The organism is Actinomadura monticuli (genome assembly GCF_041463655.1).
Taxonomy (GTDB): Bacteria; Actinomycetota; Actinomycetes; order Streptosporangiales; family Streptosporangiaceae; genus Spirillospora; species Spirillospora monticuli.
On sequence record NZ_JAXCEI010000004.1, the window covers coordinates 306,444 to 331,706 of the forward strand.

General features: G+C 69.6%; 28 protein-coding genes. 20 read left to right on the top strand and 8 right to left on the bottom strand.

Annotated features, from left to right (window positions below; all coding sequences use genetic code 11):
• Window positions 1–103: 103 nt before the first annotated feature.
• Together SM611_RS10585 and SM611_RS10590 are read right to left on the bottom strand one after the other, a co-directional pair.
• On the bottom strand, window positions 104–1,186 hold the full coding sequence (locus tag SM611_RS10585) for a sugar ABC transporter substrate-binding protein (protein WP_371949132.1): 1,083 nt from the start codon (window positions 1,184–1,186) through the stop codon (window positions 104–106).
• 433 nt (window positions 1,187–1,619) lie between these two features.
• The gene (locus SM611_RS10590) at window positions 1,620–1,913 is read right to left on the bottom strand and encodes a hypothetical protein (RefSeq protein ID WP_371949134.1); all 294 of its coding nucleotides are present in this window, start codon (window positions 1,911–1,913) and stop codon (window positions 1,620–1,622) included.
• 186 nt (window positions 1,914–2,099) lie between these two features.
• Between SM611_RS10590 and SM611_RS10595 the strand changes: the two genes are divergently transcribed.
• Window positions 2,100–2,837 carry a hypothetical protein gene (locus SM611_RS10595; protein ID WP_371949136.1) on the top strand — a complete coding sequence of 246 codons (738 nt, stop codon included), beginning with the start codon at window positions 2,100–2,102 and terminating at the stop codon, window positions 2,835–2,837.
• A gap of 54 nt (window positions 2,838–2,891) precedes the next feature.
• On the top strand, window positions 2,892–5,399 hold the full coding sequence (locus tag SM611_RS10600) for a M14 family zinc carboxypeptidase (protein WP_371949137.1): 2,508 nt from the start codon (window positions 2,892–2,894) through the stop codon (window positions 5,397–5,399).
• Between the two features lie 47 nt (window positions 5,400–5,446).
• Here the strand turns inward: SM611_RS10600 and SM611_RS10605 are convergent, their stop codons facing one another.
• Window positions 5,447–6,115: a hypothetical protein gene (locus SM611_RS10605; RefSeq protein ID WP_371949139.1), complete on the bottom strand. Its 669-nt coding sequence runs from the start codon at window positions 6,113–6,115 to the stop codon at window positions 5,447–5,449.
• 102 nt (window positions 6,116–6,217) lie between these two features.
• On the opposite strand from SM611_RS10605, the gene SM611_RS10610 reads away from it, so the two are divergent.
• Both SM611_RS10610 and SM611_RS10615 read left to right on the top strand, forming a co-directional pair.
• Window positions 6,218–7,288 (top strand): Rv1352/Rv1906c domain-containing protein, encoded by a 1,071-nt coding sequence (locus SM611_RS10610; RefSeq protein WP_371949141.1) that lies wholly within the window; start codon window positions 6,218–6,220, stop codon window positions 7,286–7,288.
• Between the two features lie 477 nt (window positions 7,289–7,765).
• Window positions 7,766–8,596 carry an SAM-dependent methyltransferase gene (locus tag SM611_RS10615; protein ID WP_371949142.1) on the top strand — a complete coding sequence of 277 codons (831 nt, stop codon included), beginning with the start codon at window positions 7,766–7,768 and terminating at the stop codon, window positions 8,594–8,596.
• A gap of 41 nt (window positions 8,597–8,637) precedes the next feature.
• Here the strand turns inward: SM611_RS10615 and SM611_RS10620 are convergent, their stop codons facing one another.
• Complete coding sequence (locus SM611_RS10620) at window positions 8,638–9,225, bottom strand: HAD family hydrolase (RefSeq protein WP_371949143.1); 588 nt, start codon at window positions 9,223–9,225, stop codon at window positions 8,638–8,640.
• A gap of 128 nt (window positions 9,226–9,353) precedes the next feature.
• On the opposite strand from SM611_RS10620, the gene SM611_RS10625 reads away from it, so the two are divergent.
• Window positions 9,354–10,022, top strand: a complete 669-nt coding sequence (locus tag SM611_RS10625) for a TetR/AcrR family transcriptional regulator (RefSeq protein ID WP_371949144.1) — start codon at window positions 9,354–9,356, stop codon at window positions 10,020–10,022.
• Window positions 10,023–10,202: 180 nt separating this feature from the next.
• A complete protein-coding gene (locus tag SM611_RS10630; RefSeq protein ID WP_371949145.1) occupies window positions 10,203–10,433 on the top strand; it encodes a hypothetical protein in 231 nt (76 codons plus the stop codon).
• Between the two features lie 129 nt (window positions 10,434–10,562).
• On the opposite strand, the gene SM611_RS10635 is transcribed toward SM611_RS10630, so the two are convergent.
• Entirely contained in the window at window positions 10,563–10,862 is a 300-nt protein-coding gene (locus SM611_RS10635) for a Dabb family protein (protein ID WP_371949146.1), read from the bottom strand.
• A 24-nt stretch (window positions 10,863–10,886) separates the two neighbouring features.
• Window positions 10,887–11,342, bottom strand: coding sequence for a flavodoxin family protein (locus SM611_RS10640; protein WP_371949148.1), 456 nt, complete (start codon window positions 11,340–11,342; stop codon window positions 10,887–10,889).
• A 126-nt stretch (window positions 11,343–11,468) separates the two neighbouring features.
• Between SM611_RS10640 and SM611_RS10645 the strand changes: the two genes are divergently transcribed.
• The 5 genes from SM611_RS10645 (at window position 11,469) to SM611_RS10665 (ending at window position 16,564) form a co-directional block, all read left to right on the top strand.
• Window positions 11,469–13,118 carry a bifunctional lysylphosphatidylglycerol flippase/synthetase MprF gene (locus SM611_RS10645; protein ID WP_371949150.1) on the top strand — a complete coding sequence of 550 codons (1,650 nt, stop codon included), beginning with the start codon at window positions 11,469–11,471 and terminating at the stop codon, window positions 13,116–13,118.
• Window positions 13,119–13,186: 68 nt separating this feature from the next.
• Window positions 13,187–14,347 (top strand): serine hydrolase domain-containing protein, encoded by a 1,161-nt coding sequence (locus SM611_RS10650; RefSeq protein WP_371949152.1) that lies wholly within the window; start codon window positions 13,187–13,189, stop codon window positions 14,345–14,347.
• A 21-nt stretch (window positions 14,348–14,368) separates the two neighbouring features.
• A complete protein-coding gene (locus SM611_RS10655) occupies window positions 14,369–15,067 on the top strand; it encodes an endonuclease V (RefSeq protein WP_371949153.1) in 699 nt (232 codons plus the stop codon).
• An 83-nt stretch (window positions 15,068–15,150) separates the two neighbouring features.
• Window positions 15,151–15,729, top strand: coding sequence for a TetR/AcrR family transcriptional regulator (locus SM611_RS10660; protein WP_371949484.1), 579 nt, complete (start codon window positions 15,151–15,153; stop codon window positions 15,727–15,729).
• A 73-nt stretch (window positions 15,730–15,802) separates the two neighbouring features.
• The gene (locus tag SM611_RS10665) at window positions 15,803–16,564 is read left to right on the top strand and encodes a glucose 1-dehydrogenase (RefSeq protein WP_371949154.1); all 762 of its coding nucleotides are present in this window, start codon (window positions 15,803–15,805) and stop codon (window positions 16,562–16,564) included.
• 57 nt (window positions 16,565–16,621) lie between these two features.
• Here SM611_RS10665 and SM611_RS10670 read toward each other — a convergent pair whose 3' ends face one another.
• Window positions 16,622–17,998 (bottom strand): amidase, encoded by a 1,377-nt coding sequence (locus SM611_RS10670; protein WP_371949155.1) that lies wholly within the window; start codon window positions 17,996–17,998, stop codon window positions 16,622–16,624.
• 71 nt (window positions 17,999–18,069) lie between these two features.
• On the opposite strand from SM611_RS10670, the gene SM611_RS10675 reads away from it, so the two are divergent.
• From SM611_RS10675 to SM611_RS10685, 3 genes are all read left to right on the top strand, one after another.
• A complete protein-coding gene (locus tag SM611_RS10675) occupies window positions 18,070–18,627 on the top strand; it encodes a TetR/AcrR family transcriptional regulator (protein WP_371949156.1) in 558 nt (185 codons plus the stop codon).
• Window positions 18,628–19,036: 409 nt separating this feature from the next.
• Window positions 19,037–19,258: a hypothetical protein gene (locus tag SM611_RS10680; RefSeq protein WP_371949158.1), complete on the top strand. Its 222-nt coding sequence runs from the start codon at window positions 19,037–19,039 to the stop codon at window positions 19,256–19,258.
• Window positions 19,251–19,850 (top strand): DUF2637 domain-containing protein, encoded by a 600-nt coding sequence (locus SM611_RS10685; RefSeq protein ID WP_371949159.1) that lies wholly within the window; start codon window positions 19,251–19,253, stop codon window positions 19,848–19,850. The genes SM611_RS10680 and SM611_RS10685 overlap by 8 nt, the downstream gene beginning before the upstream one ends.
• A gap of 59 nt (window positions 19,851–19,909) precedes the next feature.
• Here SM611_RS10685 and SM611_RS10690 read toward each other — a convergent pair whose 3' ends face one another.
• Window positions 19,910–20,641 (bottom strand): DUF5919 domain-containing protein, encoded by a 732-nt coding sequence (locus SM611_RS10690; RefSeq protein WP_371949160.1) that lies wholly within the window; start codon window positions 20,639–20,641, stop codon window positions 19,910–19,912.
• A 168-nt stretch (window positions 20,642–20,809) separates the two neighbouring features.
• On the opposite strand from SM611_RS10690, the gene SM611_RS10695 reads away from it, so the two are divergent.
• From SM611_RS10695 to SM611_RS10720, 6 genes are all read left to right on the top strand, one after another.
• Window positions 20,810–21,088 (top strand): hypothetical protein, encoded by a 279-nt coding sequence (locus SM611_RS10695; protein WP_371949161.1) that lies wholly within the window; start codon window positions 20,810–20,812, stop codon window positions 21,086–21,088.
• A gap of 95 nt (window positions 21,089–21,183) precedes the next feature.
• The gene (locus SM611_RS10700; RefSeq protein ID WP_371949162.1) at window positions 21,184–21,531 is read left to right on the top strand and encodes a hypothetical protein; all 348 of its coding nucleotides are present in this window, start codon (window positions 21,184–21,186) and stop codon (window positions 21,529–21,531) included.
• Between the two features lie 2 nt (window positions 21,532–21,533).
• Window positions 21,534–21,989, top strand: coding sequence for a winged helix-turn-helix domain-containing protein (locus SM611_RS10705; protein WP_371949163.1), 456 nt, complete (start codon window positions 21,534–21,536; stop codon window positions 21,987–21,989).
• A 49-nt stretch (window positions 21,990–22,038) separates the two neighbouring features.
• Window positions 22,039–22,596 (top strand): HD domain-containing protein, encoded by a 558-nt coding sequence (locus tag SM611_RS10710; protein WP_371949164.1) that lies wholly within the window; start codon window positions 22,039–22,041, stop codon window positions 22,594–22,596.
• Between the two features lie 215 nt (window positions 22,597–22,811).
• Window positions 22,812–24,347 carry an AAA family ATPase gene (locus tag SM611_RS10715; RefSeq protein ID WP_371949165.1) on the top strand — a complete coding sequence of 512 codons (1,536 nt, stop codon included), beginning with the start codon at window positions 22,812–22,814 and terminating at the stop codon, window positions 24,345–24,347.
• Between the two features lie 79 nt (window positions 24,348–24,426).
• Complete coding sequence (locus SM611_RS10720) at window positions 24,427–25,200, top strand: HNH endonuclease (protein ID WP_371949167.1); 774 nt, start codon at window positions 24,427–24,429, stop codon at window positions 25,198–25,200.
• The last annotated feature ends 63 nt before the right edge of the window (window positions 25,201–25,263 follow it).

Consider the following 25,263-nt stretch of genomic DNA (forward strand, 5'->3'; position numbering starts at 1 on the left):
GGTTCTGCCGTGCGCCCGTGGCGGGCCCCTGGCGTCCCGGGTTTCCGGGGACCCGGGACGCCCTCAGCGGTACGGGGCCCGCCACGAGGTCGGGCGGGGGTCGTTACTGGACCGTGATGCCGGCGGCCTCGCACTTGGCCGCGTACGCCCCCTTGCAGAGGTCGGCCGCCTTGACGGCGCCGTCGTCGACGACCTGCTTGACGTTCTCCTTGGTGATGCCGATCGGGGTCAGCAGGACCGACGGGACGTCGCGCTTGCCCACCGGGTCGTGCTCGGTGGCGGTGGTCGCGCCCTTCTCACCCTTGATCAGGGAGATGGCGAGCTTGACGGCGGCGTCCGCCTCCTGCTTGGTCGGCTTGTAGACCGACATGCACTGCGTGCCGTCGAGGATGTTCTGCAGGCCCTGCGTGGTGGCGTCCTGGCCGGTGACCGGGACCTTGCCCGCGCGCTGGTTCTTCTTCAGGATCGAGATCACGGCGTTGGCGAGGTTGTCGTTCGCGGCGAGCACACCGTCGATCTTGCCGTGCTGCTCGGTCCACATCTGCTCGAAGAGCGTGGCGCCCTTCTCGGCCTCCCAGTCCGGGACGGGCTGCTCGGCGACCTTCTTGTAGGTGGAGACCTTGTCGAGGACGTTGTGCGAGCCCTTGGCGAAGAGCGTCGCGTTGTTGTCGGACGGGGCGCCGTTCAGGTAGACGATGTTGGCGTCCTTGTCGCCGAGGCACTTCTGCAGGCCCTCGCCCATCGTCTCGCCGACCTTCACGTTGTTGAAGGAGACGTAGTAGTCGGCGACGCCGCCGAGGGTGAGGCGGTCGTAGTCGATGGTCTTGACGCCCTGCGCCTGCGCCTTGCGCTGCACCGCGGCGGCGGAGTTGGAGTCGAGCCCGGTGACGAGCAGGACGGTGACGCCGCTGGTCAGCATCTGGTCGGCGATGGTCTGGAACCGCTGGGCCGAGCCTTCGGCGTTCTGGATGTCGCTCTCGACGCCGGCAGCCTTGAAGGCCTGCTCGAGGTAGGGCCGGTCGAAGTTCTCCCAGCGCGCGGACGAGGCGGTGTCGGGCAGGATCACGCCGACCTTGCCCTTGGCCTCTCCGGAACCGCCGGAGTCGTTGCCGTCGTCCCCGCACGCGGTGAGGCTGAGCGCCGCGGCCGTCGTGAGGGCCATCAGGCTGAGGATCCCCTTGCGCATTGCCCGGGTCCTTTCTGGGGGGGGCGGCCGCCGTGCCGCGGCCGGGTTCTTCGGAACCGGTGAGCGAGGTCAGGCGTCCACCGGGGGTGAATGTTGTGTCCCGCAACTTATGTCGCACTTGTCCGTCGCGCCAGACCCGGCGGCCCGTTGATTTGTTGTCGGCGGTAACAATCACGTAACACGAGATCAACATGGGTGGAACGCGGCATGGCGCGGATGCGGGAGTCGGGCGCTCGGCGATGGCCGGGAGCGGACCCGCTCCAGGCCGCCCAGGCGTAAATGTTCCGCGGCTCAACATTCACCGTGACGCCGGTCACGCCGCAGGGGAAGGCCCGCCCGACCGGCGAGGCGCGGGCGGGCGGAAGGACCGGTCAGGCCGGACGGGCGGAGAGACCGGTGCGGCGGAAGAGGCCCGGCGGCCGGAGGCCGCCCGTCAGGCGGACAGGACGAGGGCCACGCGGTCGGCGGCCGCGGCGACGTCGTCGGCGGGCGCGATGCGCTCGGCCCACGACCACCAGTACCACCAGCCGTCGGCGCCCTGCTCCGCCAGGATGTTCTCGGTGAGGGCGGCGGCGTCGGGGTTCATCACGTGCAGGCTCGGCGACTGGCCGCGGGGCAGCGTGAGGCGCACCCGGAGGCCGCGCTTGACCAGCTCTCCCCCGAGCTCTTCCAGATATTCGATCCGCGTCTTCGACGGCGCGGCCGTTCCCGTATCGTCAGGCGTCATCCTTGTTCCCTCACGGACTCCGCGCGGCCCGACGTTCCCTCACCCTCCCGCTTCACCGGCCGGGGCGCAAGCACATCGGCTGGTCAGCGCGATGCGTCTCCGGCACGTCCGGCGACACGGGGGGTGGGGGCGGCCCGCGTTTCGGAGGTCCCCGGGACCCTATCCGGGATATCTTGCGCGTAACACATGAACGGGAACATGGGGGCGAAGATGACGGTGGGCTCGGGCCCCGGTCCAGGATCCGACCCGGACGCCACTCCGGCCCTCGGCGTCACGCCGCCGGCCGCACCCGGCCCGGCGGGGAACGCGGCGCCGAACACGCCGGCGAACCTTGCGCCCGGCCCGGCGCGGGGCGGCCCGGCACAGGGCGGGCGGCCGGCGCAGGGCGCGCGGACGTGGCACCGGTTCCACTACGCGGTGGGCGTGTTCATCGTCGCCTACGGCGTGGCGGGCCTGGTCGGCGCGGTGCTGCTGTGGGGCGACCGGCAGGACGAGATCGAGGGCTACTTCGGGTCCGGCCCGGCGGCGGGCGTGCTGGTCCTCGTCAAGGCGGTCGAGGCGCTGCTCGTGCTCAGCGCGGCGGCGGGCGTGCTGCTGCGCCGCGACGTGCTGTTCGTGCCGCCGCTCGCGGGCTGGATGGCCGGGTTCGCGATGTTCGCCGTCCTGGACGTGTTCAAGGGCAGGTGGGGCGGGCTGATCGAGCACCTGGTCTACCTGGCGGCGTTCGTCGTGCTGCTGTTCCTGTCCTACGGGCTCAGCGCGAAGGCGCAGCTCGCGGGCACGCCGGCGAACGCCGAGCCGGGCTCGTCCCCCGTCGGGCCGCGCGGGCTCACCCGCACGCAGGAGTTCGCGCTCCAGGCGATCAACCGGGCCGCCGCCCTGACCGGGCCCCGGCCGCGCCCGCACCCCGAAAGGCACGACTGATCTTGGCAGATGTTGCCGTTGGTGCGGCCTCCGCCCGATGTCACGTTGAGCCTCATGAGAGCCCGAGAACTGGCGATGCCGGTGGTCCTGGCGGCGTCCCTGGCGGTGCCCGCGGCGCTCGCGGCACCCGCGTCGGCGCGGCCCGCGACCGCCTGTGACCCGACCCGGACCGCACCGGTCTACCGGGGCGAGGTCCCCGCTCCCGAGCAGGTCCTCGGCTTCGACCTCGGCGAGCGCCCGGTCAGCGCCGCCGAGTCCGACACCTACCTGGAGGCGGTCGCCGCGAACAGCGAGCGGGTCGTGTCCGGGACGCTGGCCACGACCGCGCGGGGACGCCCGCTCAAGTACGCGATCGCGGGACGTCCCGCGCTGATGTCCAAGGCGGGGCTCGCCAAGGTGCGGCTGGAGGCCGGGCTCCTGCGCGACCCCCGCACGCCGGAGGCGCTCGCGCGGCGGATCACCGAGCGCGGCGTCCCGATCCTGTGGATCAGCGGCAACGTCCACGGCGACGAGCCGAGCGGCACGGACGCGGCGCTGCGGGTGCTCCGCGACCTCGGCGACCGCCGCGACTGCGCCGCCACCGCGATCCTCGACAACGCGCTCGTCGTCGTCCTGCCGAGCCAGAACCCGGACGGCCGCGAGCTCAACACGCGGCAGAACGCCTACGGGTTCGACATGAACCGCGACTGGTTCGCGCGCACCCAGCCGGAGACGGACGGCAAGCTGGCGATGCTGAACGAGTACCCGCCGGCCCTCTACATCGACGCGCACGAGATGGGCGGGACGTCGTACTTCTTCCCGCCGAACGCCGACCCGATCTACCACGAGACGCCCGAGCAGGCCGTCGGCTGGATCAACGACCTGTACGGCGCGGCGATGGCCGCCGAGTTCACGCGGCAGGGCATCGACTTCTTCAACCGCGACGTCTACGACCTCTTCTACCAGGGGTACGGGGACTCGGTCCCGACCAGCGCGTTCCACGCCGCCGGCATGACGTACGAGAAGGGCGACGGCAGCCCGTACCCGGAGCGGGTGCGGGAGCAGTACCTCACCCAGTGGGTGTCGCTGTCGGCGGCGGCCCGCGAGCGGCGGCGCGTCCTCACCGAGTGGCGCCAGATGACCGTGGACGCCTACGCGCAGGGCGAGGCCGGGAAGCTGGAGCCCAACCAGATCTACAACCCGCCGAACCAGATCGACCGGCAGGTGCCGGACGGGGCGGTGCGGAGCTACTTCCTGCGGGACGACGATCCGGCGAAGCGCGCCGAGGTCCGGCTGATCGTGCGGCGGCTCCAGCGCATGGGGGTGCGGGTCGAGCGGCTCGTCCGGCCTCTGGCCGTTCCGGACTTCAAGGCGTACGGGCATCCCGAGGCCAGGGCGACCCTTCCCGCCGGCACGTACTGGATCTCGATGGCGCAGGGCCAGAAGCACTGGATCCAGGCCATGCTGAACGAGGACTCCTACACGCCGTTCCCGTACTTCTACGACGTGACGGCGTGGAGCCTGCCGCTGCTCGGGAACGTGTCCGGCGGGTCGTCCGGGGCGGTGCTGCGGCCGCACGCCGTGCCCGTCCCGCCGCTGCCCGCTCCGCGTCCGGGGCATGACGGGAAGGCGCCGAAGCTCGGCGTCCTGCAACTGTCGGCGACGTCATCGTCCGCGCGCCAGTCGGCGGGCTGGCTGCGGCACCGCCTCGACCGCGACTGGAAGCTGCCGTTCACCCCGCTCACCCCGGCGGACGTGGTGGCGGGCGGGCTCGACGGCATCGAGGTCCTGGCCGTGCCGGACGGCCCGGCGTCGTCCGCCTACACCGCGCTCGGCGACGGCGGCCGGGCCGCGCTCCAGCGGTGGGCGCGCGACGGCGGCCGCTACGTCGGCTGGCAGGGCGGCACGCAGCTCGCCGCGCGGCTCGGCCTGACGACCGCGACGCTCGCGGAGCCGACGTCCGACATCCCCGGATCGCTGTTCCGCGTGAAGGTGGACGGGTCGAGCCCGCTGGCGAGGGGCGTCGGCGCGACGGCGTGGAACTTCACCTCCTACGACCTGGTGATGACCGCCTCCAGCGGCGTCGCCGTGTCGTATCCGCGGGCCGACTCGCCCGACTGGTTCGTGTCCGGGTTCGAGCGGGGCGCGTCCGAGCTGGGCGGCACCGCGGCGGTCGTCGACCAGCCCGTCGGCAAGGGACGTTCCGTGCTGTTCGCGGCGGAACCGAACTTCCGGGCGTTCAGCGACGGCACGGCCAAGCTGCTCTACAACGCGATCGCCGGGTCCGACCCGGCGGAGGCCCCGGCCGCGCAGGGCACCGCGAAGGCCGCGCGGGAGGCGGCGGAACTTCCGTCGTACGAGTCGCCGATCCGCGTCTCGGTGAAGGCGGCTGACGCGTTGAAGGCCGCGTCGGTGCTGCGGTCGGTCGGCGCGAGATGGGCCGAGACCCGCTCCGGCGGGGTCGTCCACTACGTGGTCGACAACCCGCGGGGCCTGCCGGTGGACCACCACCCGTTCGCCGGGCGCCTGCCGTCCCTGATCCGCGACGCCGGCATAGCGCCGGTCGCCGTCACCCTTCCCTGACCGTCCGCAAACAGGCGCGGTGTGCCGGTACGTCCGGCACGCCGCGTCTACTTGCGGACGATCCAGGCGATCGCGGTCATCGTGCCGGGTGGGACCTCGGTGAAGCCGCCGTCCCGCACGGCGACGGTCGCCTTCCGCACGCACTCACTCCACGGGACGTCCCGCGCGAGGCGCACGGCCGCGCCCGCCTCCACCCACGCGGCCACGTCCTTCCGGCGGCCCTGGCGGAGCAGCAGCTGGGCGGCGTGCCCGCACTGCGCGGCGGCCTTCCCGGTCGTGATCGTCACGTCCGGGTTGAGGGCGATGGCCGCGTACGGCGGCTCCGGCGGCGGCTCCGGCTCCCCCGCCTCGGCCAGATCCAGGCCCGCTACCTGCAGCTTCGCGAGCTGCGGCGGGACGTCCGCCACGGGTCCGGGCGGGAAGGCCCGCACCTGCGCGCCCGCGTGCTCCACCGTCACCCCGGGCAGCGCCTCCGCCTCCGGCCACCGCACGCCGCGCGCACGCCGCGTCACCTTCCGTATGCGCCGCGCCTCCCATTCGCGGACGGCGGCCCGCCACTCGCCGTCGACGGCGCGCGGGTCGGTGAGCAGCCGGACCACCGCGGTCGCCGCCGCCTCGCAGACCGCCGCGTGACTGGGCGGATCGGCCTTCTCGGCGCGTACCACCAGTTGCATCGCCCAGGGCGGATCGTCGAGGGGGTCGTAGTCAGGTCGCACCCGAGGAGTATTCCAAAACCCGATCCGGCTTTTCCCGGGCGGATGCGGGGTAATGCAACTCTTACCGTCCCCCGGACGTCGTTCAGGTACGGGAGGTCGCCGGTGACCAGTGGCGCATGGAGTGATTCCATACCGGGTATCGGAACGTACTTCGTCGGTATCGACATCGCCCCCGGCCGCTACAGATGCGACGAGGGGAAGGGCGGCTGGTGGGTGCGCTTCACCGGCCCGGGCGGAGGCGACCCCGTCGGCTCCTGGCCGCTGCCGCCCGGCCCGACCGAGATCGAGGTCGCGCCGACCGACTTCGCGTTCGAGACCCACGTCTCCACGCCCTGGCGCCGCGTCGCGCCGCCGCGCGCGCCCGAGGACGGCTCCCCGGCCGAGCCGCGCCCGGTCGCCGACCCGACCCTGCGCGCCGAGCTCGACACGATCGTCGGCCGCCGCCGCCCGCTGCTCTGGCTGGCGCCGCTCACCGTGCTCGCCCTCGGCCTGATCGGGTCCCCGCTGCTCGGCTCGCTCTGGCTGATCGGCCTCGGCATGCTCGCCGTGCTGGTGGCGCTCGGCACCCCGTCGGTCTCCCTCGACCTGCGCCGCGCCCGCGAGCTGGAGCAGCGCCGCGACCGCTACCTGACCCCCGAGGACCTCGACGACGAGGGCCGCGCGCTGCTGGCCCGCGTCCAGGCGGCGGTCGACACCGTCCGCGACTCCGCCGTGAACCGCGAGGGCCTGCTGGACGCGGTGGACAACGCCGTCACCCTCCCCCGCCAGGAATGGGAGATCGCGCAGGTCCTGGCCAGGCAGTCGAAGCTGCGCGCCGACCAGGCGGAGATGTCGGGGGCCGAGACGATCCCCGAGGTGCGGGCGGCGCTCCGCCCGCTGCGCGAGAAGCTGGACATCTCCGTCGAGGCGGTGACGCGCCGCATCGAGGCCCTCGAACGCTACGCCGAACGGGCCAAGTCGGCCGACGAGGTCCTGCGCGCCCAGCGGCACCTGGAGGCGATCGCCGAGAAGGCCCACGAGTACGACGAACTGCTCGCCGACACCGTCCGCGACGACCTGGCCCTCCCCGCCATCGAGCGCCTCACCGAACAGGGCGACGAACTCCTGCGCACCCTCCGCGACCGCCTCGCCAAGGCCGCCGAGGCCGCCACCGAACTCCCGCCCCCGCACTAACCGGTCCTACCCGGCGTCGAGATCCTGCTGGAGCCGCTCAAGCTCCCGCATCCTCTCCCCGATCTCCCGCATCGTGGCGCGCACCTCTTCTGTATGCCCAGGCCGATCTGCGCCATGGGCCTTGCGAACGACATAGAGATGACGACAAAGACTTCGCGTTCGCAACGGGTCCGCCGGCATTGCCCTAGGTACTGTCCGTTGATCAGAGGGGATCGAGGAGAACGCCGCGCCATCCCCGGTGCCTCCCAGGCCCCGCAGAAACCAGAGTCCGAAAACCCGAATAGCATCAGCCCCGATCACGTTACACATTTGGTGACCGTTATTGACAGTCATCCGGACTCCTCGCGACCTGACTGTCCGCATCCGGACACGTCGCGCGGACCTGATGCCGTTCGCGTGCCGGGATGACTGCCATACACACCACGGGTTTAGGGTGATGTGCTGATGTTTGTCGGAAGTCTGCGGAAAGGATCCGTCATGGAGGACGCTGCCGGCCAGCCGGGTCGTGTCATCGACAAGACGCGGCCCCACCAGGCCCGATTGTGGAACCACTGGCTCGGCGGCAAGGACACCTATCCGATCGACCGGGAGATCGGGGACCGGATCGCGGCGGTGTATCCGGAGATCGCGGACGTGGCGCGGCAGTCGCGGGCGTTCCTGATCCGGGTCGTCCATTTCATGACGGGCCAGGGCATCAGGCAGTTCCTCGACATCGGGACCGGGCTGCCCGCCGTCGACAACACCCACGAGGTGGCGCAGCGCGACGTGCGGGACTCGCGGGTCGTCTACGTGGACAACGATCCCCTGGTCGTGGCGCATGCCCGGGCGCTGCTGAAGAGCGTCCCGGACGGAGTCTGCTCCTACATCGAGGCCGACATCCGCGACCCCGAAACGATCATCGGGGAGGCCGCGTCCGTCATCGACTTCGGCGAGCCCGTCGGGCTGCTGCTGCTCGGCGTCGTCGGGAACATCGCGGACGAGGACGATCCGCCCGGCGTCGTCCGGCGTCTCGTGGACGCGCTGCCGTCCGGGAGCCTCGTGGCCGTCAACGACGGGACGAACGTCCTGGGCGTGGACGAGTGGACGCCCGCCGAGGCCACCGCCCGGGGCGAGGCGCTGCGGCTGTGCGCGGAGGCGGGCACCGTCCCGTACCACGCGCGCACCCCTGAGTACATCGAGGCGCTGTTCGAGGGCCTGGACCTGGTCGACCCCGGCGTCGTGTCGACGCCGCTGTGGCGCCCCGACTTCCCGCAGGCCGGCGAACCGCGCCCCATCGACTCCTTCGGCGGGGTCGCCCGCAAGCCCTGACCGCACCCGGACGCGGCGGCGACCCGGCGGGCGCCGCCGCGTCAGGCGAGCAGGGCGCGGATCTGGTCGGGGCCGGTGAAGAGCTCGGCGCGCATGCCCGCTTCGCGGGCGGCGGCGATGTTGCGTTCGGTGTCGTCGAAGAAGAGGACGTCGGCGGGCGTGACGCCGAGGCGCTCGGCGCAGATCTCGAAGGCGCGCGGGTCGGGCTTGGCGACGCCGATCCGGCACGAGTAGACGAGCGCGTCGAAGCGGTCGAGGAGGGCGCCGTGCCTCGCCTCGATTCGGGGCACCAGGTCGCCGATGATGTTGGAGAGCAGGCCGAGCGTGCGTCCCTCGTCGGCGAGTTCGCCGACGAGGGCGGCCATCTCGTCGTCCACGTCCGTCCAGCTGTCGAGGTCGGCCTCGATCAGCGCGGGGACGTCGGGGAACCGCGCGCCGAGGCGGGCGGCGACGGCCGCCCAGTAGGCCGCGCTCTCCTGGCCGGCGTCGTAGGCGGGCCGGCAGGCCCAGTAGGCGTCCCAGAACGCGGGGCCCGGTGCCCCGGCGATCCCCTCGATCCGCCGGATCGCCTCCGGGGTCTGGGTGCGGGCGATCACTCCGTACAGGTCGAACACGATCACGTCGGGCATGGGCCCGAGCCTATGCGGCGCGCGGGAGATACCTCGTCCGCAGACGTAGCAAGCGCTTGGTAATTGACCGTAACCTGGGGCGGCGGCCGAATCGAGCAAGCGGTTGGGCGGCACGGCATAATGAGAGGGTGACGACCACGAGCGCTAAGTCCGGAGGATCCCGAACCCGTGCCGCGGGCGAGGGCGGCTCCCGCCGCCGGGGCAGGGGCTCGCCGGCCCTGGCGTCGGAACGGCGCGAGCACCTGGTCAAACTCGCGGCCGAGCTCTTCGCGGAGAAGGGCTTCCAGGCCACCACCGTCCGCAACATCGCCGACGAGGCGGGCATCCTGTCCGGCAGCCTCTACCACCACTTCGACTCCAAGGAGTCGATCGTGGACGAGATCCTGGCCGGCTTCTACACCGAGATCATGGCGTCCTACAAGGCGGTCATCGACGAGCGCCGCGATTCTCGCGACACGATCGCCGGGCTGGTCCGGGTCGCGTTCGGCACCCTGGAGCCGCACCGGGCGGCCATCACGGTGATCCAGAACGACTGGAACTACCTGAAGGGCATGGACCGGTTCACCTACCTGATCAAGTCCGAGGACGAGGTCGAGAAGATGTGGGTGGACACGCTCCAGACCGGTCAGGAGGAGGGGCTCTTCCGCCCCGACCTCGACCCGAAGCTGACCTACCGGATGATCCGCGACACGGTGTGGGTGGCGGTCCGCTGGTTCCGGCCGGGCGGCAAGCTCAACGCGCAGGGCCTGGCCGAGCACTACCTCAAGGTCATGTTCGACGGCATCAACCTGCACTAGCCCCCTGGCGCCGCCTCTTTCGGCCCCCCGAATATGTCCATTCGGGTGCATCCGGCGCGGTATCCCACAGTGAGCGGCCACTACCCCCCATAGTGTGCTTAGTCACAAATCGTCGAGTAGGGGTGACGCATTGGGCCGTGGGGACGCTGTTACGGGAGAGATCTACGGGGGGAGGGCGACATGACGGCTCAACGGGGCGCCGCCGGTCGCGACGAGCCCACGCCCGCGGCCCTGCGCGCCGCCACGGCGCGGACCCTTCAGGAGCAGTTCCCGGGGGTGCGCGTCTGGTACGGCGAGGCGACCGGATCGTGGTGGGCGCTGGTGCCGCTGCGGGACGGTCCGCGGCTGCTGGAGGCGCCGTCGCCGCAGCAGCTCCGCGACGAGCTCATGAGCCTGCGCAACCGGGGCTGACCGGCCCCGGACCGCAGCGATTCATGCCGCCCGCCGGGGACGGGGCGCGATCCGTCCCCAGCGGGCGTCTCTGGTGAAACTAACCCGAAATGCGTTCGGACACAAGCGCTTGCTCGGTTTTATTCTCCATCACGTCTCATACTGGATCGCGGCGCGCTCCGCGACGATCGGAGCGATGTACGCGTCGATCACCGCGCGGTGCGCGGGATGGTCGCGGTAGACGAGATAGGCGGCGCGGTCGGCGAAGTCCGCGACGACCACGAACTCGTAGGAGCCCGGGTTCACGCCCGCGTCCACCCCGATGCTGTACGCCCCGATCTCGGGGATGGCGGCGGGCAGCTCCCCCAGCTTCGCCGCGACCTCGTCCTGCTGGCCGGTCGTCGTCCCCTCGGCCCACTTGAACATCACCACATGACGGAAACCACTCATGCGGGAAAACTACCGGCCGGACCCTCAGACCTCGCCGAGCTCCGCCGCCGTGATCGCGCCGAGTTCCCAGCACGCCTCCAGGTCGGCCTTGCCGGGCTCGCCGGTCACCACCACCGGCGGCTGGACGGCCTTCCACTTCAGCCCCGCGGTGATGGAGTCGAGCGCGCGCAGGGCGCCGGTCGCGTCGCTGTTGCCGTGCAGGAAGGCGCCGAAGGGGCGGCGGACGGTCTCCTCCAGGCACGGGTAGTAGACCACGTCGAAGAAGTGCTTGAGCGCCCCGGAGAGGTAGCCGAGATTGACGGGCGAGCCGAGCAGGTAGCCGTCGGCCTCCAGGACGTCCACGGCGGACGCCGTCAGCGCCGGGCGGGACACGACCTCCACGCCCTCGATCTCGTCGGTGGACGCGCCCGCGCGCACCGCCTCGAACATCGCCTGCACGGACGGCGACGGCGTGTGATGGACGAGCAGGAGCCTCTTCATCACCGTGAACACTACCGGTGTCGCCCCCCGCTGGCCGGGTATGGCCGTCCGGAGGGATACTCAACGCCCGGCCGGGGGAATGAGTTCCAAAGGATCTTGGTTGGGGACTCAGCGGAGGTGTCCTTCGTGCAACCAGGGAAACCCGCCGTGCACGCGCCCGCACGGCCCGTCTGGCCGCTCGCGGTGGCCGCGGCGCTCGTCGCCGCCCTCATCGCGGTGCCGGCGCTGCCCGGCGCCCCGCAGTGGCTGGGCCGGCTGTCCCGGCTCGTCACCGGCAGCCCGCTGGCCCCCGCGCACGCCATCGTGATCGGGCTCGCACTCGCGCTCGTCGCCCGCGGCGTGCTGCTGCTCCGCCGCGCCGCCTGGTACGGCCTCGTCGTGCTGACCGCGCTCGGCCTGCTCGCCGTCGTCACCGGCGAGGACCCGCTGTGGCGGCTGCCGATCCTCGCCGCCGTCCTCGGCGGGCTGTGGCTGGAGCGCGACCGGTTCCCGGTGCGCACGCACCACGAGCGCGTCCGCACGGCCGTGAAGACCGGCGCGCTGCTCGTGATCGCCGCGATCGCCGTCTCGCTGCTGTTCGGCGGCGTATCGGTCCGGTCGGTCGGCGCCGTCGCCGCGGGGCTCGGGGCCACCGGCGCGCCACTGGACGGCGCGTCCTGGCTGCCCGGCCTGCTCGGCCTCGCCGGCGCCGCCGGGCTGCTCGTCCTCATCACCACGCTGCTCGCGCCCGACCCCGCGCCGCCGCCCGGCGACGAGCCTGAGCGCCGCCGGGTCGCCGGCCTCGTCGCGCACCCCGGCTCCGACACCCTCGCCCCGTTCGCGCTGCGCCGCGACAAGGCGTACGTGTTCAGCGCGGACGGGCGGGCCGCGATCGGCTACCGCGTCCTGTTCGGCGTCGCGGTCGCGGGCGGCGACCCGGTCGGCGACTCCGCCTCGCACGCCGACGCCGTCCGCGCGTTCCTCGCGATGTGCCGGGCGGCGGGCTGGCGCCCGGCCGTCCTCGGCGCGAGCGACGAGATGCTCCCCGCCTGGGGCCCGTGCCGCACGATCGGGTTCGGCGACGAGGTCGTCGTCCGCCCCGGCGACTTCACGCTGACCGGGCGCCGGATGCGGAACGTCCGGCAGGCGGTGAAGCGCACGGAGAACGCGGGCGTCACGACCCGGATCGTCCCGGAGCGCGAGCTCACCCCGGCGATGCGCGAGCAGCTGCTGGACGTGGCGTCCCGCTCCCTCGACGGCGCGGCCGAACGCGGGTTCTCCATGAACCTGGACGAACTGCTCACCGGCTACCATCCGGGCGCCGTCGTCGCGATCGCCTACGACGAGGCCAAGGAGCCCATCGCGTTCCAGCGCTACGTCACCGCCGGGCAGGGCGTCAGCCTGGACGCGATGCGGCGCAGCCCCGGCGGGCCCAACGGCGTCAACGAGCGCCTCATCGTCGAGATGATCGAGTACGCGGCCGGGCAGGGCCACGGCCTCGTCTCGCTGAACTTCGCCGCGTTCCGCGAGCTGCTCGACAACGACGAGCGCGGGCTCCTGGAGAAGGCCGGCTACCAGGCGCTGCACCTGCTGGACCCGTGGATCGCCGTCGAGTCCCTGTACCTGTTCAACAAGAAGTTCAGGCCGTCCTACAGGCCGCGCAACGTCGTCTTCCGCTCGTGGCTCGACATCGCCCCGCTGGCGGCGGCGCTGCTGACGCTGGAGTTCGGCCGCAGCCGCCCGGCCGCGTCCGAGGCGGAGCCGCTGACCGAGCCCGTCCACCATCTGGGCCGCTGACGGCGTCCCTCTCCGCGGCGAATCCTAGAACGTGATTCTATGGAGTCCCCGTGGAGAGGAATGCGGCAATGAGCACTGTGCAGGGGCACTGCGACCCGGCGTTCGCCGGCGTCCGCGAGGTGTTCGAGCGGAACTTCGCCGACGGACGCGAGCTGGGCGCGGGCATCGCCGTCTACGCGGGCGACCGCAAGGTCGTCGACCTGTGGGGCGGCGTCGCCGACCGCCGCACCGGCCGCGCGTGGCTGCCCGACACGCCCTGCTTCGGGTTCTCCTGCACCAAGGCGGTCACGGCCGCCGCCGCGCTGCTGCTCGCCGAGCGCGGCGCTTACGACGTGGACGGCCCGGTGACGGACTGGTGGCCCGAGTTCGGCGCCGCGGGCAAGGACGGCGCGACCGCCGCGCACCTCCTGTCGCACCAGGCGGGGCTGCCCGCGTTCGCGCGTCCCGTCTCGGCGGAGGAGGCGGCGGACGCCGAGGCCCTCGCCGCCGAGCTGGCCGCGCAGAAGCCGGAATGGACGCCCGGCGAGGCGCACGGCTACCACGCGCTGACCTACGGCTGGCTCGCCGGAGAGATCGTCCGGCGCCACTCCGGCCGGACGGTCGGGGCGTTCGCGAAGGACGAGTTCACCGGCGGCCTCGACATGTGGATCGGCTCCCTCGACGACGTCATCGAGCGCGCCGCGAAGATGTCGGCCGCGCGGCGCGGCGCGTCCGACGCCCCGAGCACGACCGACCACGACCTGCTGACGCGGCTCGCCGCCGCGTACGGCGACCCCGGCAGCATCATGAACCGGTCGCTCAACAACCCGCACCCGGGCAAGGGCGGCTACAACAACCCCGTCGTCCTGCGCGCCGGCTGGCCGTCCGCCGGGATGCTCGCCACCGCGCCCGGCTTCGCCGGCTTCTACCGCGACCTCGTGGCGGGCCGCATCGTGCGCCCGGACACGCTGCGGGAGGCGCTGCGCCCGCGCGTCAGCGGCCCGGACCGGACGCTGCTCGTCGACAGCGCGTTCGGGCTCGGCTTCATGCGCCCCGCCCAGACGTTCTTCGTGCCGGCGGCGGGACGGGAGACCGCGTTCGGGCACACCGGCGCGGGCGGGTCCATCGGCCTCGGCGACCCGGACGCCGGGCTCGCGCTCGCCTACCTGCCGAACATGATGGGCGACCAGGTGTCCGGCGACCTGCGCGCCTACCGCCTGGTCCAGGCCGCCTACGCGGCGCTGTCCTGAACGGGCGGTAGCGTCCCGGGCATGGTGATCCGGGAACTGCACGGCTGGCCGTCGACGGCGGAGGAGGCGGAGGCGATCCAGGACCGGCTGCGTCCGATGCTCGAACTGGACGTCCCCGGGCCGGTCGCGCCGCGCACCGTCGCCGGCCTGGACGTCTCCTACGCGGGCGACGGCGGCGGGACCGGGACGCCGCTGGCCGCCGCCGCGGTCGTCCTGGACGGCGCGACCCTGGAGGTGGTGGAGGAGTCGGTGGCCGTCGGCACGGCCGCGTTCCCCTACGTCCCGGGGCTGTTCGCGTTCCGCGAGCTGCCGACGCTGCTGGAGGCGCTGCGCGGCCTCACGACCACGCCCGACCTGCTGGTCTGCGACGGGTTCGGGGTCGCCCACCCCCGCCGGTTCGGGCTCGCCTGCCACCTCGGCGTCCTGACCGGCCTGCCGGCCATCGGCGTCGGCAAGACCGCGTTCGTCGGCGCCTACGAGGAGGTGGGCGCGCGGCGCGGCGACGCGAGCCCGCTGCTGGACGGCGGCGAGGTCGTCGGGCGCGTGCTCCGCACGCGGGACGGCGTCAAGCCGGTGTTCGTGTCGGTCGGGCACCGCACCGATCTCGACACGGCGTGCCGGAACGTCCTCGCCCTGACGCCGGAGTTCCGGCTGCCGGAGACGACGCGCAGGGCCGACCGGCTGTCCCGGGACGCGCTGTCGTCTCGCGGCATCGGGTAGCGCACCCGCCCCGGATGATGGCAGGCTCGTCCCACGCCAGGCGGCGCCCACCGCAGGTCGCCGCTAACCGCTGGACGGTGCCCATGGACACCCGCCCGATGCGGGCCGACGCCCGCCGCAACTACGAACGGCTCATCACGACCGCCCGGACCGCCTTCATGGAGAACGGCACGGGCGCGTCCCTCGACGACATCGCCAAGCGCGCCGGCGTCGGTTCGGGGACGCTGTACCGGCACTTCCCCACCCGCGACGCGCTGCTGCACGCCGTCCTGCGGGAGCGGATCGACGGCCTCCTCGCGCACGCCGACGAGCTGCTGGGCGAGCCGGACCTCGCCGGCGCCGAGGCCGCGCTGGGCCGCTGGCTGCGCACCTACCTCGCCGGCGCGGCGACCCCGCGCGGCACGTCCACCGTGATCACCGAGGCGATGTCGGCGGAATGGGCCGACACCGGCCTCGGCGCCGCCGCCGCCTCGATCTGCGACGCGCTCGGCCGGCTGCTGGACCGGGCCCAGCGGGCGGGGTCGGTCCGCGCCGAGATCGACCCCCGCGACCTGCTGCGGCTCACCAACGCGATCGGCGTCGCGTCCGAGCGGACCCCCGATCCCGCCGCGTACTCCGACCGGATGCTGACCCTCCTTTTCGACGGGCTGCGCACCGGATAGGAGCCGCCTTGTTCGCTTGACCAAGCGTTCGCTAGGTTGGCGTCCGTGGCAACCGGCGACGAGGAGCTTGTTGATGGGGCAGCTTGACGGCAAGGTGGCGCTGATCACCGGCGGTGCGCGCGGGATGGGCAAGTCCCACGTCCGCCGGTTCCTGGACGAGGGCGCCAAGGTCGTGTTCGGCGACGTCCTGGAGGAGGAGGGCGCCAAGCTCGCCGCCGACCTCGGGGACGGCGCCCGGTTCGTCCGGATGGACGTGACGTCCCCGGACGACTGGCAGGCGGCCGCCGAGACCGCGACGTCGGAGTTCGGCGCGCTGAACGTCCTCGTCAACAACGCCGGGATCATCCGGCACAAGACCATCGAGGACATGTCGCTCGAGGAGTTCCGCACCATCCTCGACGTGAACCTCGTCGGCCAGTGGCTCGGCGTCAAGACCGTGACCGCGCCGATGCGGGAGGCGGGCGGCGGCTCGATCGTCAACATCTCCTCGACCGAGGGCTTCATCGGCGCGTCCGGCCTCGCCGCCTACAGCGCCAGCAAGTTCGGCGTCCGCGGCCTCACCAAGTCCGCCGCCCGCGAGCTCGGCCAGTACGGCATCCGGGTGAACTCCATCCACCCCGGCGGCGTGGTGACCCCGCTGTTCATGCAGGACGACATCATCGCGGCGAAGGCCGACAGCGCCGACGCGTTCATGAAGTCCCTCCCCCTCGGCCGGATGGCCAAGTCCAAGGAGGTCTCGGGCCTGGTCGTCTACCTGGCCTCGGACGACTCGTCCTACTGCACCGGCAGCGAGGTCCTGGTCGACGGCGGCATGCTGACCGGCGCGGGCTACTGAGCGCGGCGGGCCGCCGGTACCGGCTCGGACCCCCGCACCGGCGGCCCGCCGCGTGCCCTAGGGACGCCGCTCGACCCATCCCTCGACGGCCTCCAGCTGCGCCGCGAGCGAGATGAGCGTCGCCTCGTCGGAGTCGTGGCCGAGGAGCTGCGCGCCGATCGGCAGGCCGCGCTCGGTGAACCCGGCCGGGACGTTCACGCCCGGCCATCCGAGCACGTTCCACGTCCACGCGTAGGGGCAGGCCGCGGCGACTCCCGACTGGGTCTTCTGGTAGCCGGCCCCGTCGAACGCCCCGACCCGCAGCGGCGGCTGGGCGGTGGTAGGGGTCAGCACGACGTCGGCGGCCTGGAAGATGCGCCCGACCTTCCTCCTCAGGTACGGGTCCATCCTCTTCGCGAGCGGCAGCAGCCGCTTCCCGGCGATCCGCCCGATGCGGGCCTCGGCCTCCGTCCGCTTGTCGGGCCGCGGATTCGGCAGCGAGTCCAGCCAGTCGGCGACGCCCGCGGTGCCGCGCGGAATGAGCCCGAGCCCCACCAGCCCGTAGTCGGGATCGGCCGGGAAGACCTTGTGCCCCAGGTCGGTCAGCCGCCTCGCCAGCCGCTCGACGGCCGCGCGGATCTCGGGATCGAGCTTCCCGCTGACCCCGAACGCCGTCCTGAACGAGACGGCGATCCGCAGCCGCCGCGGCTCCCGCCTGGCGGCCTCCAGGAAGGGCGTCACCGGCGGATCGATCTGGTACACGTCGTCGGGGTGGCTTCCGCTGATCACGTCGAGCATCAGGGCGGCGTCCTCGACGCTCCTGGCCAGCGGCCCCCACACCGTGATCCCGTTGAACGGATCGGTCTGCGGGTACCCCGACACCCGTCCCCGCTGCGGCTTGATGCCGACGAGCCCCGTCCACGCCGCCGGGATGCGGATGGACCCGGCCCCGTCCGACCCGACCGCCGCCGCGACCATGCCCGCCGCCACGGCCGCGGCCGACCCGCCCGACGACCCGCCGGGCGTGTACGCGGGGTTCCACGGATTCCTCGCACATCCGTACTCGGCCGACTCGCTGAACGGCCACAACCCCAGTTCGCACGTCGTGGTCTTCCCCACGATGACGGCTCCCGCCGCCCTCAGCCTGCGCACGACCTCCGCGTCCCGCGTCGCCGGACGATGGTCGCCCGCCACCGCGAACGGCGTCGTCTCCCCCGCGAGGTCGGTGTCGTCCTTGATGGCGACGGGCACCCCGAGCAGCGGCAGCCGCTCCCCCTCGGCGAGCCGCTTGTCGGCCTCCAGCGCCTCCTGCGCGGCCGCCTCGGAGCGCACCACCCGGAACGCCCCGAGCGACTCCTTCCGCCCGATGCACTCCAGGCTGTCCTCGACCAGCTCGCTCGCCGAGATCTCCCCCCGCGCGAGCGCCTCCGCCTGCCCCGCCAGCCCCAGCACCACACGACCTCCCGGTATCGTTCGTTCGAACGAACGATACTGAACCGACCGAACGTAGGGAAGACTGTGCACCGATGAGCGCCCGCGACCGGATCCTCCAGGCCACCCTCCGAGTCATCGGCGAGCGAGGGATCGGCGCCGTGACCAACCGCGCCGTCGCCCGCGCCGCCGGCGTCTCCCTCGGCTCCCTCACCTACCACTTCCCGAGCCAGGAGGACCTTCTCCGCGAGGCCCTGCACACCTTCGTGGAAGAGGAGATAGCCCGCATCACCGCCTACTGCACGGCCCTCTCCGACGCCGGCGTGGCCCCCGCCCAGGCGCCCGACCAGGTCGAGAAGGCGATCGCCGACTTCGCCGACGGCCCGGAGCAGATAGCGAACCTGGAACTCCACCTGCACGCCGCCCGCGACCCGGCCCTCCGCGACACCTCGCGGCGCTCGGTGGAGGCCTACGACCGGCTGGCCGCCGCCGTCCTCGGCGCCCTCGGCATCCCGGACGCCGACCGGCACGCCGCGACGATCGTCGCGATGCTCTACGGCCTGGCCGTCCGCCGCCTCGCCACCGGCGACACCACCGGCGGCGGCACCGCCGACGCCTTCCGGCTCCTCCTCCTCGGCGCACTCCCCCGCTGAAAAAGGATTCTGGCCCGCACGGCCCCAGAGCGGGGTTACGGGGCCATGCGGGCCAGAAACCTGTCTCAATCAGGAACCTCAGTCGGAACCTCAGCCGACGTTCGCTTCGCTCTCCGCCTGTGCACCTCCGCCGTCTCTTCAATCTGACACTCGCAACGCTAGGCCGCCGAACGCCCCAGCAGAACGCCCTTAAGCCTCACTTAGGGAACCCCTGAGCAAGCCTTATTCAGGCTCCGTCCGGGGCCGTCCGAGGAAGTCGGGTAGAGAGCCGCTCACCTGCGAAAACAAGGGAAGGAGACCAGGGGAACCGTCCGGCACAGTCGAGCGCCGTCGGCATGATCCGACTGTCGTTGGCTCCCGGGATTGGCTCCCCTGGCTCCCTCCCTCTCAGCAGGGAGGAGGGGTCTCCATGGCCCTGGAAATCACCGAGACCACGATGACCGCGACGGCAAACGGCCAGGTCATCGCCACCGCGACCCGACAGGCGAACGCCTGGTACGTCACCACATGGCCCCAGCCACTCGACCGGAACGGCGCCATCACGGCCCTGACACTCGCCGAACGCCTCATCACCCACGGCGAGGACGACCCGTGCGTGATCTCGTTCCGCGAGGAGCTGGCCAATGGCTGACCGCCTCATCCGCATCACAACCGCGCTCGCCGTGGTGGCGGTCGCCGCAGTGGCCGCCGTCATCTCGTACCGGCACGCGTACGAACTCGTCCACTCGCACGGCGAGTCCGGCCCCACGGCGCGCCTCGTCCCCTTCACCGTGGACGGCCTCATCTGGGCAGCGTCCATGGTGATCCTGGACGCAAGCCGCCAAAAGCACCCCGCACCACCGCTGGCTAAGTGGAGCCTCGCCGTAGGCATCGTGGCGACGGTAGGCGCCAACGTGGCGCACGGCGCCTCCCACGGCCCCATAGGCGCGATAGTCAGCGCCTGGCCGGCACTCGCCCTCGTCGGCTCCTTCGAACTTCTGATGACCCTCACACGCGCCGCAGCCCGCTCGGACCTTGCTCAAGACGAGCAGCGCACCGAACCGGAGCGCCCCCGTACCGAAGTGGAGCAGACGCCGGAAGAAGCGGTGCTGGAGGAGTACAGGGCGAGCCTGGAAGGCCCAGGCCGCCCGCTCTCCCAGCGCTACCTAGCCGAGAAACACGGCATCGACCGCCGTAGGGTCAAGCAGATCATCACCGGAGTGGAGCAACCAACCGCACCGTGAACCAGGCAAGCCCCAGTCACGCCCTGTTCCGGGGCGTGACTGGGGCTTCTGCGTGCCTGCTACGCCATCGGCGATGCGCCCGACCACACCCGCTCAAAGCTCTCCAGGTACGTGCTCGCCATGTCTCCGTCTTCTGCCCTCCGTAGGTGAAGCACGGGAGCGTGGGACGCGGCGATGCCGTAGGCGTGCGGGTTGATCAGTAGATCGTCGTCGGCGCGATAGACGGAGTTATAGAGCACGGTGTCATGTAGCCGGATCTCAACGCCGTCCACCTCGCGCAGCGCGCGGTAGTGGACCAGGGCGTTCCGGATCTTTGCGGCCATGGATTCACCTACTCCCTCGTCACAGCCACGCTCAGCAACGCACGTGCCATCCGGGTCGCCAAGCAAGATGCGAACAGCGACGCCGTCACGTGCTCGCTCTGCGAGCGCCCGCATGATGCCCATGTCTTCCGCGAGGAAGAGTCCCGCATAGGCCAGTACGCCGATCTCGTCACGGGCTGCACGGAAGAGTTGGTGCCACACCGGACGAGGGACGGCCCAGCGGTGCGGGTAGGTGGCCAAGACATCGATCACGGGCGGCTCTGCTCGCATGTTCGCCACGGCGAGCTGCGGCCACAAGTCGGCCTCGTCTCGTCCGACCAGTGACGCGACCCTCGTCCTGTGACGCGGGTAGGGCACGCGCCCCGCGACCCACCGCTGAACAGTCTTGGGGTCCACACTCAACCGCGCTGCAACGTCGGCTTCGGTGAGGTGCGCGTCTGCAAGAGCACGCCGCAACAGGTCGTTCACTGGGCCTCCCGCGATGCAAGTGAGAACGACACACAAACGACGCTAACAGAAGACGTCCCTAGACGTCCCTAGATGCCGATGGAGAGGTCCCACACCGGACGGAAGGCTCAAGACACAGGCGAACACGCCACCCCGTACCAACGGAGCATGCAAGTCGAGGAGCCCACCATGTCCACCGAACGGCCCACTCAGGCCACCCCCGATACCTACAAGGCCGACACAGAAGCGGCGGAGAAGGCGCTCGCCGAGTTGCGTCGCGACTTCACCGGCCACCGCATATGGCGCGCCACGCGGTGGGACGGACGTCTCGGAGACTGGGTGGCGAGCCTGCACGACCCGCACGCCGGCGTGGACCCCACCGTGATCGCTTCGGACCACGCCGCGTTGCGCGAGGCCCTCGTCAACGAGGCCGAGCGCGCGAAGACCGCACGCCCGAGGACCCGGTGATGGCACGGGATCGAGCCCCGCAGCCGTCACCGGACGAGGCCGTGATGGGGAGCACGGCCTCATGGGGTGGGGAGGAGGTAGCGCGGTGGGTGCTCATGCCCCCAACCGCACCGACCGCGCTGCCTCCGCCCACCTACAGCGGCCTATGGCGCGCACGCTGGCACCTCATGTGCCTCGCCCTCGTCCTGCGCGCTGACGGCTGGAAGACGCAACTCCGCACCGAGACTCCCCGCACCCTCCTGCGCGTCTACTCCGAACACAGCCCCACCGTCGGCGAGAGCATCTCCGTGGCCTGGGGCAACGGCACCTGGTGGTACCTGTCCAGCACGGGCCTATGGCTCTCGCCGTGCAAGCGCGTCCGCTCCGCCGCGGACAAGTTGAGCATCCTGCTCAAACCATCGGTTGCAGCGTCGTTCGACGCCATGAGAGGCGAGCAGTTCTAGACATGACCCGCCGCACGGCCTGGGGCACCTACGCGCACATCAGCGACGTACTACGCCGCCGCCTCATAAACGGCGCCTACGCGCCCGGCACCCGCCTACCGAGCGAGGCCGCCCTCTGCGCCGAGTTCAGCGTTGCCCGCAACACCGTGCGGCGGGCCCTGTCCAGCCTGAAAGCCGAGGGCCTCATCACCGTCCACCCCGGAGTAGGGCGCTTCGCCCTGGACACGGACTCCCCACCGCGCACACGCACGGAGCACATCGCCGCGCACCTGCGCCACCAGATCGAGACAGGACGCCTCCAACCCGGCGATGCGCTCCCCAGCGAGACACACCTCGCCCGACGCCACGGCGTGTCCCGCACCACCGCCCGCGCGGCCCTCATCACCCTCGAAACTGCCGGCCTGGTCACCTGCGTCCACGGCAAAGGACGCTACGTCGGCCAAGACGTCCCCAGATGAGCCCCTTACGCCCGTGGAAGTCCACCCGCCTCCCCGTAACGTCGATCCCATGAAGAAGAACACCGCAGCATGGGCACGCGACCTCGCACGGAAGCATCTAGAGACCCCACTCCCCCGCCGCTGGGCCCACACCCAGGGCGTAGCCCGGCAAGCCCGCACGCTCGCCCCCATACTCGGGGACAAGGCCGAGCTCCTAGAGGCCGCCGCCTGGCTTCACGACATTGGCTACGCCCCGGACCTCGCAGACACCGGCTTCCACCCGCTAGACGGCGCCCGCTACCTCCGAGCCACGCACCACGCCGAAGAGCACCTCTGCCGCTTGGTGGCCAACCACTCCTGCGCCCCAGTCGAAGCCAGAGAGCGCGGGCTAGCCGAGCATCTAGCCAGGGAGTTTCCTAACACTGACCTAGGTCTGGTCCGTGCGCTCACTTATTGCGACATGACTACGGACCCGGATGGCCGACCGTCCACGGTAGACGACCGCCTCGCTGAGATACGCGAGCGCTACGGACCTTCTCATCTGGTAACCCGCTTCATCAGCAAGGCTCAAGCGGATCTCCTCCAAGCCGTCCACACCGTACAACGCCAGACCCACGTCGCCGGGTAACCCCCAGACCTCAGCACCATCTGAGGCAAGCGGCTCGGCTCGTATGTTGCCTGTCACAGGACCGACACAAGATCTAAAAGTGTCTGACCAGACGCAAACGGTCCCCGTATACTCCGAACGATCATTGCCACAACCATCCGGAGCCACGAAAGCCGCCACCAAGCACAAGCCAAAACAATAGCGCCTTAATCGAACACTGGAAAGGCATCCGCGGAATGACGTTCGCAGTTCTACCAGCGGGCACTCGTTCTGAGTTGCAAGAATTCCCGCCCGGATTCTATCTCATCACCGACAACTGGGACGATTGGTTCACCTACAAAACACAGTACGACCTGGCATATCGGAACCCAGACGGAAATGTAATGCATATTGGTCAGATAAAAATAGGCCAATTCAGTATGCGCAAAGAACAGGAACGCCCAGAAATACCAGAAATATTTGATAAGCTCGACAACAGATTCTTCTCCCTAGGTCAAGACGACAGCTATTACCAGTCACTGAACTCTCTCGGAGAAGAGACTCGCGATACTGTACTACGCGCTCTGCGTGATGTGGCTCTTGACCAGAATCTCTTCCGGCGTTGTCTCAGGGAAGAGGTTACAGGAATGTCTCTTCTTCGGTCGGTTCCAAAAGCCATGGTGGAAGGTCAACTACGTCGCCTCGCACAAGGCGGCACCCGTCTTTCAGAATACCATTTCACTTACACGTCCGCGACCGGAGACGCGTATGGAGAAGAGCCGATAACACTAGAATTCGACGTAATTCCAGATTCGCAGCCACCGACAAACATACATGTACTAATAGGCCGGAACGGTGTCGGCAAGACTCACATCCTTCACCACATGGCACTAGCGTGGGCGGGCGATAGATCAGAGGGAGATGTAGGAGAGTTCAATATTCTTGGAGACGGTGGATTCGTCAACCTCGTATCAGTTACTTTTAGCGCCTTCGATCCTTTTGAACCCATCAGCACTCCACGCAACAAAGTAGACTCAATACAGTATGCATATATAGGATTGAAAACAATAAAAAGGGCTGGCGAAAAGGGGCCAAAACCCCCGAAAGACTGGCGGGCTTTGGCGAAGGAGTTTAGCGAAAGCGTGAAATCCTGCCTTAGAGGAGCCCGCCTGGTCCGCTGGAGGCGGGCACTAGAAATGCTCGAGGCCGATCCAATATTCAATGATGCCGGCGTCGCTGACCTGGCTGATGCAACGGCTGATGACGACGAACTGCGTAAACAAGCTACGCTCCTATTCCGCCGCCTGAGTTCGGGGCACAAAATCGTCTTGTTGACGATAACTCGCCTCGTGGAAACTGTTGAAGAGCGCTCCCTCGTACTTCTAGATGAACCCGAGGCCCATCTTCATCCGCCACTACTCAGCGCATTTGCACGGGCACTGTCAAATCTACTGATAGATCGAAATGGGGTTGCAATAATTGCTACACATTCTCCAGTCATCCTCCAGGAGGTTCCTCGGAGCTGTGCATGGAAACTTCGTCGTTCTGGAAGGGAGATTGTTGCAGAGCGCCCTGGGCTGGAAACTTTCGGAGAAAACGTTGGAATCTTGACCCGAGAAATTTTCGGGCTCGAGCTTACAAGATCTGGATTCCACCGGATTCTCGGAGAATTGGTCAGCGATGGATGTGCCTACGAAGATATATTGGCCCGATTCAGTGACCAACTAGGCGGGGAGGCGCGTGCGCTCGTTAGAGCACTCATAGCGGCTCGGGATGTGGAGAACGAAATCTAGTATGTGGCGTACCAGTCCCCCAACCCACACAGCGATAAGTAGCTTCCAAGAATGCACCAGCCGGATTAAGAACCAATCCTTGAAGAGCCGCCTGAAGAACGTCGAAGGCGACATTGTTGCCTCCGATCAAATGTACGTTGAGGCAGCCAGAAGCAACTCCCTTCATACACTGAACCCCCGACAGTTTTCCTCTGACCCCGAGGTCACCAATCCGGAAATGATCAGTCTATACAAAAACGGCATGGTAAGAAGACAAGGTCCTGGGAGACCCATTTATGACGAAATCATCCTCGCGGCCCGACACGGCCTATGTCCACTATGCGGACAACGACAGGTTTCTACCCTTGACCATCATCTTCCAAAGTCACTTTTCCCCCATCTCGTTGTCAACCCACATAACCTGGTGCCGGCCTGCAGCGACTGCAATAAGGCGAAACTAGACACAGCTCCTTCGTGCAGTGAAGATGAAACTCTTCATCCATACTTCGACGATATTGAGAACGACCTTTGGCTGAAGGCGAAAGTTCTTGAAAATAAGCCGACTGCACTCGTCTTCTATGTCTCCCCACCCGAAGAGTGGGACGACACTATGAAAGAGCGCGTCAAACGCCATTTCAGGACATTTGGCTTGGCGAGCCTCTATGCCGCTCAAGCCGCCTACGAACTGAATAACATTAAATTCCATCTAGAACAGCTTTACCACTCCAACATTGCCAATGGGGCGGTTCTGATTCGAGATCACCTTAGAAGCCAGGCGGCAAGTCGACATCGGGTGCATATCAATAGTTGGCAATCTGCCACTTATCATGCACTGGCGGATAGCGATTGGTATTGCGACGGCGGATTCTCGTAGCTGAGAAAGTTATCAACAATCAAACTTCCGATGACCCTCCGCTCTGCCGGCTTACCGCCGCGC